Origin of the sequence: Helicobacter bilis (assembly GCF_900198365.1) — a bacterium.
In the GTDB taxonomy this organism is placed as follows: domain Bacteria; phylum Campylobacterota; class Campylobacteria; order Campylobacterales; family Helicobacteraceae; genus Helicobacter_A; species Helicobacter_A bilis_B.
In genome coordinates this window covers 1-12620 of record NZ_FZMS01000029.1, presented here as the reverse complement: position 1 = coordinate 12620, position 12620 = coordinate 1, and the positions used below count along the sequence as shown (strand labels likewise).

Annotated in this window: 13 protein-coding genes and 1 tRNA gene; 7 read left to right on the top strand and 7 right to left on the bottom strand. The window is 35.0% G+C overall.

Annotation, left to right across the window (positions count from 1 at the left end; all coding sequences use genetic code 11):
* Positions 1-273: 273 nt before the first annotated feature.
* The gene (gene flgH, locus C6H08_RS04670) at positions 274-987 is read right to left on the bottom strand and encodes a flagellar basal body L-ring protein FlgH (RefSeq protein WP_034565005.1); all 714 of its coding nucleotides are present in this window, start codon (positions 985-987) and stop codon (positions 274-276) included.
* A gap of 62 nt (positions 988-1049) precedes the next feature.
* On the opposite strand from flgH, the gene C6H08_RS04665 reads away from it, so the two are divergent.
* Positions 1050-1490 (top strand): GatB/YqeY domain-containing protein, encoded by a 441-nt coding sequence (locus C6H08_RS04665; RefSeq protein ID WP_034565008.1) that lies wholly within the window; start codon positions 1050-1052, stop codon positions 1488-1490.
* 453 nt (positions 1491-1943) lie between these two features.
* Here C6H08_RS04665 and C6H08_RS04660 read toward each other — a convergent pair whose 3' ends face one another.
* Genes C6H08_RS04660 through C6H08_RS04650 form a run of 3 tightly spaced genes read right to left on the bottom strand, consistent with a single transcriptional unit; the run spans position 1944 to position 3962 of the window.
* Entirely contained in the window at positions 1944-2927 is a 984-nt protein-coding gene (locus C6H08_RS04660) for a TonB C-terminal domain-containing protein (RefSeq protein ID WP_034565011.1), read from the bottom strand.
* A complete protein-coding gene (locus C6H08_RS04655; protein ID WP_005217925.1) occupies positions 2924-3316 on the bottom strand; it encodes a biopolymer transporter ExbD in 393 nt (130 codons plus the stop codon). The genes C6H08_RS04660 and C6H08_RS04655 overlap by 4 nt, the downstream gene beginning before the upstream one ends.
* A complete protein-coding gene (locus C6H08_RS04650) occupies positions 3309-3962 on the bottom strand; it encodes a MotA/TolQ/ExbB proton channel family protein (RefSeq protein ID WP_004086741.1) in 654 nt (217 codons plus the stop codon). The genes C6H08_RS04655 and C6H08_RS04650 overlap by 8 nt, the downstream gene beginning before the upstream one ends.
* Positions 3963-4189: 227 nt before the next feature.
* On the opposite strand from C6H08_RS04650, the gene fliW reads away from it, so the two are divergent.
* The 4 genes from fliW to C6H08_RS04630 all read left to right on the top strand — a co-directional run bounded on the left by fliW (position 4190) and on the right by C6H08_RS04630 (position 7596).
* On the top strand, positions 4190-4999 hold the full coding sequence (gene fliW / locus C6H08_RS04645) for a flagellar assembly protein FliW (RefSeq protein ID WP_080732227.1): 810 nt from the start codon (positions 4190-4192) through the stop codon (positions 4997-4999).
* Positions 5000-5008: 9 nt separating this feature from the next.
* Complete coding sequence (locus tag C6H08_RS04640; RefSeq protein ID WP_034565013.1) at positions 5009-6205, top strand: HD domain-containing protein; 1197 nt, start codon at positions 5009-5011, stop codon at positions 6203-6205.
* Between the two features lie 244 nt (positions 6206-6449).
* Positions 6450-6653 carry a cbb3-type cytochrome oxidase assembly protein CcoS gene (gene ccoS / locus C6H08_RS04635; RefSeq protein WP_004088570.1) on the top strand — a complete coding sequence of 68 codons (204 nt, stop codon included), beginning with the start codon at positions 6450-6452 and terminating at the stop codon, positions 6651-6653.
* Complete coding sequence (locus C6H08_RS04630; protein ID WP_034565015.1) at positions 6640-7596, top strand: NAD(P)-binding domain-containing protein; 957 nt, start codon at positions 6640-6642, stop codon at positions 7594-7596. The genes ccoS and C6H08_RS04630 overlap by 14 nt, the downstream gene beginning before the upstream one ends.
* A 283-nt stretch (positions 7597-7879) precedes the next feature.
* Here C6H08_RS04630 and C6H08_RS04625 read toward each other — a convergent pair.
* Positions 7880-7956: transfer RNA gene (locus C6H08_RS04625), tRNA-Ile, on the bottom strand.
* A 368-nt stretch (positions 7957-8324) separates the two neighbouring features.
* Between C6H08_RS04625 and C6H08_RS04620 the strand changes: the two genes are divergently transcribed.
* Entirely contained in the window at positions 8325-8717 is a 393-nt protein-coding gene (locus C6H08_RS04620; RefSeq protein ID WP_034565018.1) for a hypothetical protein, read from the top strand.
* A 58-nt stretch (positions 8718-8775) separates the two neighbouring features.
* Here the strand turns inward: C6H08_RS04620 and C6H08_RS04615 are convergent, their stop codons facing one another.
* Both C6H08_RS04615 and thrC read right to left on the bottom strand, forming a co-directional pair.
* Positions 8776-9417: an ATP-binding cassette domain-containing protein gene (locus C6H08_RS04615; protein WP_027338461.1), complete on the bottom strand. Its 642-nt coding sequence runs from the start codon at positions 9415-9417 to the stop codon at positions 8776-8778.
* Between the two features lie 184 nt (positions 9418-9601).
* Positions 9602-11110, bottom strand: a complete 1509-nt coding sequence (gene thrC / locus C6H08_RS04610) for a threonine synthase (protein WP_034580564.1) — start codon at positions 11108-11110, stop codon at positions 9602-9604.
* Positions 11111-11550: 440 nt separating this feature from the next.
* Here thrC and C6H08_RS04605 point away from each other — a divergent pair, with 440 nt between their 5' ends.
* Positions 11551-12162 (top strand): outer membrane beta-barrel protein, encoded by a 612-nt coding sequence (locus C6H08_RS04605; RefSeq protein WP_034565023.1) that lies wholly within the window; start codon positions 11551-11553, stop codon positions 12160-12162.
* The last annotated feature ends 458 nt before the right edge of the window (positions 12163-12620 follow it).

Genomic DNA, 12620 nt, shown 5'->3' with positions numbered 1-12620 from the left:
ATAAAATATTACGGGCATGAATTTTAGAAAAAACTCTCTCCCTATCACGCAAAAAAATACACTAAAACATAAAAGTCTTGTTAATATGTTATGCTTTGTAACTTATAAAAACAAATGCGTATAAGTCCCCATTTCCTTATAATTCCATACTATCTCTTGTTTTAATCCTAAGGGGTTATATATTTTATATGCAACAACAACTATTTTAAACTTACACAACATCAAGCCACAATGACAAACCCCGACTTTCTAGCAGGAGAGATTTATAAAGGATTAATAAGGCCAGTTTGATTCTATTGCATCTGTAGTTGGCTTTTTAGTGAGAGTTTCAGAGATTTTGCCAACACTTACAATAGAGATTTTACTATCAGCAATATATTGACTTTCAATCGTGTTATTTTGCTGTATATCATAAGGGCGGACAACACCGCTGATTTGGATAATCTGCTTTTCACCATTTACAAGCATTTCCTGCTTACCATAGATAAAGTAGTTACCATTTTCCATAACCTTTAAGATTCTAGCCGTAATCGTTAGGGCAAGATTCTGTGATTGCGAATATGTCCCACCACCTTGAAAGTTAGTCGCATTGTTTGGCTTTGTTAGCGTATAATTGACTTGATCGTTAAGATAAGCTGTGTTTGCCTGCTGCTGTGCGTCCTGTCCATTATAAGTCATTTGTGCAGGGGTAACACTCCCTCCACTACTTCCACTATATTTTTTGTCAATCTTAAAGTCGTTTGTGATATTTTCCTTAATCTTAATCGTGATTAAATCATCGACACGCATAGCCCTTCTATCTGCAAATAGCGGTCTCTCTCCCTGTCCAAACAAAGAGCCCGGTCTTTGAAACTCCGGCACAAAGTCTTTTGATGGCATATCATTTACATAATCTGGGGCATTCATATCAATTTCTGGCTCATACGCACAAAGCAATGCTGGAAGTAATAATGCTAAGCCTATTTTTCTTATACTCGCTTTTCTCATACTCATCCTTTAGTAAAATATTGTATAATTCAAAGCAATTTACATTCCCAAAAAGGATTTATATGAGTATTAAAGATTCTATAATGGCAGACATTAAAGAGGCAATGAAAAGCGGTGATAACGCAAAACGAGATGCGTTGAGAACTCTGCATTCAGCACTTAAACAAGTAGAAATCGATAAAAGGATCGTGCTAAGTGATGAGGACTGCATAGGGATTCTAAAGACTGCACTGAAGCAGAGAGAGGATGCAAAAGAGAGTTATTTGAATGCAAATAGACAGGATTTAGCGGATAAAGAGAGTTATGAAATCGCACTTATTCTGCAATATCTACCAAAACAGCTTGATGATAACGAGCTAGAAAATGCTATAAAAGAGATTATAGAAAAGGTTGGCGCAAAAGATTCTAAGGATTTAGGCAAAGTCATGGGTGCAGCAAAAAGCCTTAATGCAGTCGCTATTGGTAAAAGAATATCAGATATGGCAAAAAAGCTGTTGCAATAAATATGATTAGATTGTGTTTGAGTGGAAATTTACATTAAAGGTATAGTTATAAAATCCCACACCAAAGCTACAATCCCTAACGATATAATTTTTTAGAATCTATTCTATATGGTTTATACCGCCTTGCATAGATTCTGCAAAGCAGTGGGTTTTTCTGTAAAGTCATATTGGTATTATGAGTATTGATGTAAGATAGTTTGCATTGATAGAGCTTATTTTACCCCCACTTACCCATTTTTGTTCCCTTGTTTTTAGCTAAAAGCATTAGAATTTTTTAAGCAGCTTTTACCTAATAATCTTATTGGATTATATGCCATATAGCATTATTCTAAGTCTATACACATAAAATAACAATCTTTTATATAAATTAAAATGGATTTTGAGAAACTATGCAATCTAAGACTAATGCGGCTAAATAATGTTATGTTAAACCTTTTTTACAATACTCTAAAATCAATGTCTCAAAGTATTCTCTAACTCCATAGACAAATCAACGCCTTCTGCTGGTGGAGGTGGAAAAAGTCTCGTCTCCATTTTGCGTAAAAAGGCAATTACAGAGCTATTATAGTCGCCATAGGGCGATTGAGAGACCATGTAAAGATAGGTTAGCTTTCCACCTGCATCGATTCTAATGCGGACCTTCGCACTTGTGGCTGCTTGATGAAAGCCCCCACTTTTTTGCCATTCACTCATTAAAATTTGCTCAATTTGGGCATACCACTTATCATATTTCTTTTTATCTTCAGCGTTACCAGAAAATTTAGGCTTTTCGAGCATAATCTTTGTCGTCATTGCCTGTTTAATATTTGTTTTAAGATTCTGTGTGGCTTGTTGCAGGGCTTTTGTGCTTTGCTCTAGGGCGAGTGCATTTTGTGTGAGTTGTGCTTGTTTTGCTTTTTGTGCTTCATCTCTTTGCTTCCTTGCCTCATCTAACTCTTTTTGACGCTTTGCTTCTTCTTCCTTGCGTATATCTTGTGAAGTCTTTGATGACACATTTGCAAACACATCAGCAAGATTCACTTCTTTTGGTTTCTCTTGTGCTTCCTTTGGCTTTTCTACTAATTTTTCTGGTGTTTTTTCTGCTAATGTTTGTTTTGGTGGCGTTATTTCTTTTGGTGTTTCTGCTTCTTGTTTTGCAATGGATTCTGTCATTTTTTCTTCTATTTGTTCTTGTGGAGTATTTTCTTGTCTCATTGCTTGTTGCAACTCTTGCAGGGCAGAATCTTCTTGTGGTGCAATATCAGCCAACTCAATACTTTCATTTGCTAGAATCTCTGCCATTACCGCCTCTTCTTCACCATATCGCACCTGCTCTTTATAGAATCTAAAGCCGCCAATAAGTAAAATCAGCATAAGCGCATAAATCAAAAAGGCTGCAAATCCACTTGCTACATGCAAAGATGGGCTATTTTTATGCATAACGACATCTTCTTTCATTGCGTTCCTAACGATACTTTAGTAAATCCTGCTTGTTTTAGCACTGCAAATATAGGCAAAACTTCGCCATAGTATAGATTCTTATCTGCATAAATATAGACTGACTGCGATTTATCATATCTATTTGCACGCAGTGAAAAGTTCTCTTTAAAACTCTCATAGGCAAACACATCTTTATCCACATGGATTTGCCTATCTTTATCGATACGCACAGAGAGTATAGGATTTATTTCTGCACGCTTACTCTTTGAGCCATCTGGTAGCTGTATATCCTCTCGATACACTATCGCTGGTGTTGTTACCATAAGGATTGCAAGTAAAACAAGCATAATATCAACAAGTGGGGTAATGTTTAACTCTGGTTTTTCTTCAAGCTCTAAATCATCCATTGACTTTTCCGCCCCATACAATATTGTTAGTTTTTTCTTGTGTGAAAGCCTCTTTAGTCCTATCAAAGCCATTATTATCCATATCAGTGGTAGCAGCAAGGGCTACATCAATTTGTGCTTGCAAACATACGCCAAGCACAGCAATCTTGCGTTTTAATATAAGATAGAAAGAATACGCAGGAATAGCACATAAAATGCCCCATGCAGTCGCCACAAGCGCCTTTGAAATAATAGGGGCAATCACCTCAAAAGTCGCCTGTCCTTGCGAACCTAAATGTGCAAACGCATCAAGGATTTCTGTAACTGTGCCAAACAAGCCGATAAATGGTGCAGTAGAGCTAACAATGCTTAAGAATGTAAGCCCACCACTCGCATTTTTTAGAATCTGACTTTTCCATACTTGTAACATTTCTTTTGATAAAAGCCTATGCCCTTTTGAGCGTGCAAATACCGCACTTTGTGGAATGCTTATATCCTTTGATAACAATAAATCAAGTGAATAAGTCTCCCTATCTTGAATACCGCGTATCACAAACCATTTATAGATAAAAATCCATAATGTAGCAATCACATAAAGCGATAGCCAAAAAATAACAAGCAGAGTAATAACTCCACTTGTCTCAAAAAAGCTAACCAACGCACCCATACATTATCCTTAAAATAATTAGAATTAATCAAAGCCCCTTACTAATAATCTAGGAATTATATACATAAATTGCGAATTTATAGAATCTTTACAAAATATTGAAATAGAATCTTTACAAAATATTGAAGTTGAAAGCGAGTTGCTCTAGCACATAGAATCCATATCACAAGATAAGGCACACATTTTGCTTTATACCATCATTGATAAAACGCATATATGGAACTTATATGAAGAATAAATATCTTTTAAAATCAAATATCAATAACGCACACAGAGTGATTTGCCAAGATAATCATGAAGTAATTTTAGAGAAAATAGATTCTGTGTTTGCAAAAATGCTTTATCCACAGACTAATACAAGCAGTGAGCAAAATCAAGGGCTATTTGCTTCTCATGTGAAAGGACTGAATCTTTTAAGCAAAAAAAGCTTATCAATGAACTATGCAGATGATGAAGCCATAAAAAAATACAATCAAAAAGCAAATGTGCAAACCACACAAAAAGATATTAATGACGCTATTTTACACACACAAAAGCAAAACACACAAATACTATCAAAGCATCTAAAAGCAAAGCATAATAATGCAACACAGCATAATGACGACTTCTTCAATGCAGCTGCCTTGCAAGAGCAAAAAAATTGCTTACTAGAAGATAAACTAGCTCTAAACTCAAATTTAGATAGCCTAAAAAATCTCATTGCACCTATGCAGATAAAACAAGATAGAGAGATAACGCAAGAAAAAGAGAAAGCAAAAGAGAGTGAGCCTATGGTATTAGCCCTTGTGAATCCTTATAAATTACGCAATTATTCCTTTATGATACCAGAGTATTTGACACTCATTTTACATATTACAAAAAAAAGCAAGTTGCTTGTATATTGTCCGCTTGATTTAAATAGCCCTTTAGAATCTTCAGAAATTAACTATCTTTTTCCTATTATATTTAATACAGAGACAAAGTTTGCCGCACAGATTCCATTATCGATTATGGATTATCCAGATTTTAATAAACAAAAGTTAAGGGATTTTCTATAAAGGATTGTTATGCAGCAAACCTCACATTTAAATAAAAAGCTTTTAGAGAGAATTTTTACAAGTGCATCTATTAGAAGATGGAATGATAAAGCCGTGCCGCTTGACTTTGTGGAGCTAGACAAACAAGCACATAAGGTAATCCTTGCCTATATCTTTGCAAAGTATGAAGAAAATGAAGGCAGAAGTATTAATTACACAAAGCTAATACGGCAATTTTTATTTGAGTTTTTTGAACGCATTGTGCTAACAGACATTAAACCACCTGTGTTTCATAAACTAAAGAGTGCGCATGGAAAAGAGTTAGCAGCTTTTGTAGCACAAAGCCTTGCAAACGAATTGCAGGGGTTTGACTTTTTTCACTCAATGCAGAGTTATCTTGCTGAAAAAAATGATGATTTAGAGACAAAGATATTGCAAGCAGCACATTTTTATGCGTCTAAATGGGAGTTTGATATTATCTATCATTTTAATCCAAAACTCTATGATATTGAGAATATTAAGGCAATTATAGATTCTCAAACAGAGGGCTTTTATGATTTAGTAGGTATGAAAAATCTCTATCTCTATCAAGATATAAAAGAGCTTGTTGGCATGTTTGCAGAGCTTAGATTCCAAAAAAGGTGGAGTCAAACACCGCGTATCCCACAAACTTCAGTGTTAGGACACATGCTAATGGTGGCAATCTGTGCATATCTTTTAAGTGTCAATCTCAATGTATGTGAGAAAATGCAGATTAATCACTTTTTTGGTGGGCTTTTCCATGATTTGCCTGAAGTTTTGACAAGAGATATTATCTCGCCGATAAAGCGGTCTGTAAAAGGGCTTGACTCTTTTATTAAAGGCATTGAAAAAGAAGAAATGGAGACAAAGATTCTAAGCAAACTTCCGCATTTTATCCGCAATGACCTCATCTATTGGACTGAAGATGAGTTTGCAAACCGCTATAAAGAACATGATAAAGTGGTATTTGCTAGTGATATAAATCAGCTTTTAACGCAGTTTAACCATGATAAATACATGCCTGTATGCGGAGAATTGCTAAAATTTTGCGATAAACTCACCGCTTTCCTTGAAGCAAGAATTTCTATCGCACATGGTGTAAGTAGCCCTGATTTAGTCAATGGAGCAAAGGCATTGTATGGGGATTTACTGCAAAAAGAGATACTAGGTGTAAATATTGGGCTTATTGTGCAGGATTTTATGTAAAAGTGGTTTAGAAACATGTATCAAAAATTTATGATAATGAAAATATAAAGGTATTTGTGTAATCATATCTTTAGAATAGAATCTAGCGTTATTTAGATTCCATGATTTTATAAGTGAGTTTAAAAGAAGCATATTTTATTGCATATAGTTACTATTTGTGTATATAAAAACATAATGATTGTAATTTTCTTAAAAAATGTTCGTTATAATCGTGCTTCACATTGTTTTACAAAAGGGAGATTCTATGAGTAGTTGGGTTGTCATGCTGATGCTTGGCGTATCACTATGTATGGGATTTTTAGGCTTAGTTGCTTTTTTATGGGGGCTAAGAAGTGGGCAGTTTGATGATAAAGAAAAAATGATGCGTGGTGTGCTTTTTGATAATGTTAGCGACCTAAATAACATGGCAAAACAAGATAAAAAGGATAAAAAACATGAAAATTTATGATGTTGTAATAGTAGGGGCTGGACCCGGTGGTATCGCAAGTGCGATTGAGTGTAAAAAAATGGGTATTGAAAATATTGTGCTGCTTGAGAAAGCAGATAATATTTCTGCGATGATACGCGAGTATTACAAAGATGGAAAGCGGGTTGATAAGGATTATAAGGGGCAGGTGGTAACACTTGCTGGGCATATACCCTTTAGCGATGGTAATAAGGAAAGCACACTGGAGCTTTTTTCAAAGCTTTTAAATGAAAATAGCGTTGAGATAAAATTGCAACATGAAGTCGATAATGTGAGTAAGAAAGATTCTATATTTATTGTGAGAACGACAAACAATATGGAATTTCACGCAAAGCATGTGATTATTGGTATCGGAAAAATGGGTAAGCCAAATAAGCCGAGCTATCCACTGCCTACAAGTCTGCGTAAAAAGATTAACTTCAATGTCAATGATTGTGTGGCAGGTGAAGAGATCTTAGTCGTTGGCGGTGGTAATTCTGCGGTTGAATACGCCATTGCCCTAAATGCGATGACAAAGACAACGCTAAACTATCGCCGTAAGGAATTTAATCGCATTAATGATGAGAATGCAAGAGAGCTTGAAAAGAGTTTGCAAAATGGCTTAATATCAAAGTTTGGCACTGATATTATTGCAGTTAGCGATAAAGATTCTAAGCTAGAAGTAACTTTTAGTGATGAAAGCATGGGCGTTTTTGATAGGATTGTGTATGCTATTGGTGGCGTTGTGCCTGTGGATTTTCTAAAGAAATGCGGTATAGAGCTAGATTCTAATGGCGTAGCACAATGCAATGAAGTCAAAGAAAGCAATATCGCCAATCTCTTTGTAGTCGGCGATATTCTTTTCAAAAATGGCGGCTCTATTGCCCTAGCTATGAATGATGCTTATACCATTGCAACAGAGATTTCGAAAAGATTACAAAAATAGCTAGATAATTGATTGTAGCGAATTTTAAGATTCTATGGGTTACTATGATTACAATGCAAGAAAATGTTCAATAATGAAAAACATAGTATTTTGTTATCGTCAGCACAATTTGTAAAAAGCTTTTTGTCTGCTTGCACACTCATATTAAAAAACAAAACCCAGCCTTATCTACTTAACTTCTGTGTGTAAGACATATTATTTCATTGTTTTGATCATTTAATAAAAAAATACCTAAGAGTGCATGGAATATCACTGGATTTCTAAATACAAGGAAGAAAAGGAGTGGTGGATCTTGTAGGACTTGAACCTACGACCACTCGGTTATGAGCCGAGCGCTCTAACCAACTGAGCTAAAGATCCATTATGTAAAATGGAAGCGTTATTGTAACATAAAAAATAGTGTTATGGTAAATAAGTTTGACAGAAAAGATTCTAGAATCTTATTATTTTGCGATTTAATCCTATATCTACACGAATTACAGGCAGCTACACCCATAATCACTTGCGTATATGGTGGAGTATAGAAATGTATTTGTGTAGATTCTGAGTTAATTGCATTTCAATGCATTGTAAAATAACATAATCATTCAACTATTCAAATGAGAGATTATTGGGATTTTGATCTCAATCTTTACTTTTTAAGCTTTATCTTATATATATATAATTTCCCACGCATTTTAAAGTCTTAGTGATATTTAAAATGTTTATTTTTTAAGAAAGGCTTATTAATGAGAAAGATGTTTGCTTCATGTGTCGCAAGTGCGATGTTTTTTGGTGTGTTTAGTGGTTGCGGTAGTGCTGTGCCAAGTTGCGATGATAAAGCAGTGCAAGATGTTTTAACTACAATCATACAAGACCAGCTAGATTCCATGCAAATAGTGCGTAAAGATGATGACAATATGGCATATAAATACTCAACATTTATGACAGAAAAGGTTGAAGAACAAGCAAAAAAGGTAGTATGTAAAGCTCAGGTAGCCATAACAGATAAAAGGAATAATGGCGTATTGTCAGAGCAGTTCATACACTACTCTGCTAGAATGACTGATGATAAGCAAAGTGTATATGTGGAATTGTTGCAGCCTTTAAGCTTTGGTGGTTTTGGGTTTGATGATGAATAACTAAAGTTATCAATATGATGTATTTGTGATTTTTACAGATACATGTTGCATAATTCTGTTATTTTAGCTGTTTTAAGGTTTTATCTTCAAGTAAAACTATATGAGTGCAAAGTTCAGCGATTTGCTGGTCGTGTGTGGCTACTACGAGGGCAGCTTCATTTTTTTCTACATACGATAAAAGATATTGCATGATACTCATTGCGGTGTCTTTGTCAAGATTTCCAGTTGGTTCATCAGCAAGTAGAATCTTTGGTTTTTTTGTCAAAACGCGTGCGATACTTAGCCGTTGTTGTTGTCCGCCACTCAACTCACCGATTTGCTGTTTAAGTGTATGTGCTATGCCAAATTCTTCAAGCATTTGCATATCTATTTTGGTTTGGGCGATGAGTTCGGCGATTTGGAGATTCTGTGTAACATTAAAGCCGCGAAAAAGATAATGCGTTTGAAAGATAATGCCTAGAATCTTTTGACGCAAAAGCAATAATTGATTCTCATTAAGATTATAAATATTTTTTAAATGTGCGAGATTTATTTGTCCTTTTTGTGGCGGTAAAAGTGTTGATAAATGGTTTAAAATCGTGCTTTTTCCACTACCACTCGCCCCTAAAATCGCCATGCTTTGCATAGGTTTCAAACGCATAGAAATATCTTCATATAGCACGACATCAAATTTATGTGAAACATTTTCCATTTCAACCAAATATTCCATTTTACCTCCTTAGATACACGTGCAACTATTGTTTTATTAAAACTTCTAGATTCCTATTTCTTGTCGTGTTTGCAAATATTGAGTAAAAACTTCATACACATACGCCTTTGACAAAATATCTTTTCTAGAATCTGTATTTAGATTCTTAGCACTTCTCAACACAACAACAAATAATCTACAACCACGAAAGAATAGAATCTTCTAGATCTTTTGCGTTATAGGTTTGAGTGTGAATCTCTTTTTTATTAAAAAGATCTAAAATACTAGAATCTATTTGTAAGCCATTTTGGGCTATATCGCACTCTTTTAAACGCATAAAGATTCTATCTAGGGCTTCTTTGTCACTTAAATCTTTTAGTGTATTCTCATCTATATCGCACAATGCCCTGCATACTACCTTTGCGAACTTTGCAAAATGCGCTGTTGAGATGATTACTTGTGGCGTATCTATGCTTAATTTTTCCTTGCGATATTGTGCGAATAGATACGCATTGCTTGTGTGAGGGTCAAGCACATAACCTTTTTCAAACGCCATTTTAATACCTTGCAAACACTCATCATCGCTAAAACTTCTTGCTTCAAATATATCTTGTAAAAGCGATAATTCATCTGTGTTTAGTCTAAAATACTGCGTTTCATCGAGTGATTGCATGCACTCTTTTGTCCTTTCTGCACCAAAGTAGGCAAACAAAAGTCGCTCAATATTTGAGCTTTTCAAAATATCCATAGCAGGAGAATACGAGAGTTTTAACTCTTTGCTGCGTATGTCATAAACGCCTGTTGTGAAAAATTGCGTCAAAATGTCATTTGGGTTTGAAGCGATACAGATTTTTGTGATAGGTAGCCCCATTTTCTTTGCAAAAAATGCCCCTAAAGCATTGCCGAAATTACCACTTGGGACAATTACGCTAAATTCATGCAAACCTTTTTTTGCTAGTTCCCTACCGATTATGAAATAATAAATTATTTGAAATGCTATTCGCGCGATATTCACGGAGTTTGCCGCACTTAAAGCATAACCCTTTTTTGCTACCAAATCCCTAAATGTTTCACTTTTCAGCAAAGATTTTAATGTGCTTTGGGCTAAATCGAAGTCGCCTTTTATGCCATATACTTTTAGGTTTTTTGCATCTTGTGTTGTCATTTGCAATCGTTGCACATCGCTTGTGCCACCTTGTGGATAAATGCAAATGGCTTTGATATTTTCCCTATTTGCAAAGCCGCTTAATGTCGCAGGACCTGTATCGCCGCTTGTAGCGCTAAGGATTAAATATCTCTCATTTCTTTGCAGAGCAATGGCTGATAGCAGGGCTGAAAAAGGCTGCAATGCCATGTCTTTAAACGCATAGGTTGGTCCGTGATAAAGCTCTAATGAATACAAGTTTTTCTCTATTTCTACAAGCGGAGCGATCTCTTTTGTGCGAAATGTTTCATAGCTTTTCAGTGCAGATTCTAAAAGATTAGAGGGAATGTCAATACCTAAATGCGTGAAAATTTTTTCACACATTTTGTTGTATGAGAGAGCGTAAAGATTCTCTAAATTTACTAGAGGTTTTATATCGCAAAATGTATAAAGTCCGCCATATTCTGCATTTGGGTCAAGCATTGCCTGAATAAAGGTCTTGTTTGTATTATTATTACTTCTTGTTTGTGCGAGTATTTTTATATTATTTTGTGTTTGCATATTTTCCCTTTTAGATTCCATGTATTATCTATTTGCAAAATCCTATGGAATGGAATTATAACAAAAGTTTCTTTAGTTTCTTTGCTTCGTAGGACAAAGCAGCTAAAGCTTTGTGTGGCTTGTGTGTGAAAAATAGCCCTCCTTGATCACCCCATTCTTCGCCCAATAGCTATTTTTTGAGCTAATTGTGTAGGCACTAACATTTCATTTATGCTATATATGACTTTACATAAATTATGTCAAACAAAAATGTTTGAAGTGCTATCTTGAGATTCTAACATTCATACAACATCGTCATAAATTATGCTATATTTTATCTTAATTTGTTACATATAGTAACATTTTTTAATATTTTATAAAATCATAAAAAAAACCTTGAAAATCCTTTTTTTTTTTTTGTAGAATGCGGTTACAAACTTTTAAAGGAAAAGGACTTACTTATGAAAAAATACTTAGCTTCAGCGGTGCTTGCTAGCACACTTAGCTTTAGTGCATTGAATGCAGCAGAGGAAAACAATGGTGCGTTTTTAGGTTTAAATCTTGGCGGTATGATTACTGGGCAATTAAGCAATAATGTTTCCTTAAACTCTTCAATTGCAGTTGGTTTAAAAGGTGGTTATCAGGCGTTTTTCTACGATAGAATTGGGGCTAGATTCTATCTTTCTGGTATCGGTGCATTTGGTTTGCTTGGTGTGAATGGTGCTGGTGGTGTTACATCTGGTATGAATGTGAATCTTAGCGTTATGGCTGACTTAAACGGCGACATGCTATTTGACTTTGTAAGCGATGATGACTTTACAACTGGTATGTATTGTGGTTTCTTTGGTGGTGCGCTTATTAATACGCCTATCTATGTGCCTGCTGGGCAACCAAGAGGCAATACAACCGTTGGCACAACTGCTGGTATCAATATCGGCTCAAGAACAACAGTGAGGGCTCACCATGAGTTTGATATCGGTGCAAAAGTAGGTGCAGCATTCAACATGGATGGCAAGACAACAAGCGTTGGTGCAGCAATCTATGTAGGCTCATCTTATTCATATAAATTCTAATCTTAGTTATACTCTAAGGTGTAATGCGGGATAACCTAAAGGCTTTTATCTCATTTGCCTTAAATGTATCTTCAAAGTTAGATAACTTTGACTTTGGATAGCTTATCTTTATAGGCTATCTTACTTCTTTTTGCTTCGTATCTTTAAACTAGTTGAAAACATTAACATATCTCACATAATTTTTGTTTCAATATAAAGCCCAGCTATAAGCATGTGTTACTCTTGCAAATCCTAACTTTCCTATGTTTTTATTTTTTTCACTCTCGACATGCAGTTAGAAAAATCAAAGTTAAAAGCTATTTTCACAAAATAAAGGGTTATAGGCAAGACTCATGAACACAATGCAATGTATGTAAACAATAAAACTGCTTGTTCTTATTGTTTAGTGTATGTTTGACTTCATATCCAAACAATAACTAAAAACCCCACTCTAGAATCTCTTCCTATTCACATCTTCT

Bases quoted from the DNA above. Each gene is read 5' to 3' on its own strand.
- flgH (WP_034565005.1), bottom strand. From the start codon at position 987: ATGAGAAAAGCGAGTATAAGAAAAATAGGCTTAGCATTATTACTTCCA.
- C6H08_RS04665 (WP_034565008.1), top strand. From the start codon at position 1,050: ATGAGTATTAAAGATTCTATAATGGCAGACATTAAAGAGGCAATGAAA.
- C6H08_RS04660 (WP_034565011.1), bottom strand. From the start codon at position 2,927: ATGAAAGAAGATGTCGTTATGCATAAAAATAGCCCATCTTTGCATGTA.
- C6H08_RS04655 (WP_005217925.1), bottom strand. From the start codon at position 3,316: ATGGATGATTTAGAGCTTGAAGAAAAACCAGAGTTAAACATTACCCCA.
- C6H08_RS04650 (WP_004086741.1), bottom strand. From the start codon at position 3,962: ATGGGTGCGTTGGTTAGCTTTTTTGAGACAAGTGGAGTTATTACTCTG.
- fliW (WP_080732227.1), top strand. From the start codon at position 4,190: ATGAAGAATAAATATCTTTTAAAATCAAATATCAATAACGCACACAGA.
- C6H08_RS04640 (WP_034565013.1), top strand. From the start codon at position 5,009: ATGCAGCAAACCTCACATTTAAATAAAAAGCTTTTAGAGAGAATTTTT.
- ccoS (WP_004088570.1), top strand. From the start codon at position 6,450: ATGAGTAGTTGGGTTGTCATGCTGATGCTTGGCGTATCACTATGTATG.
- C6H08_RS04630 (WP_034565015.1), top strand. From the start codon at position 6,640: ATGAAAATTTATGATGTTGTAATAGTAGGGGCTGGACCCGGTGGTATC.
- C6H08_RS04620 (WP_034565018.1), top strand. From the start codon at position 8,325: ATGAGAAAGATGTTTGCTTCATGTGTCGCAAGTGCGATGTTTTTTGGT.
- thrC (WP_034580564.1), bottom strand. From the start codon at position 11,110: ATGCAAACACAAAATAATATAAAAATACTCGCACAAACAAGAAGTAAT.
- C6H08_RS04605 (WP_034565023.1), top strand. From the start codon at position 11,551: ATGAAAAAATACTTAGCTTCAGCGGTGCTTGCTAGCACACTTAGCTTT.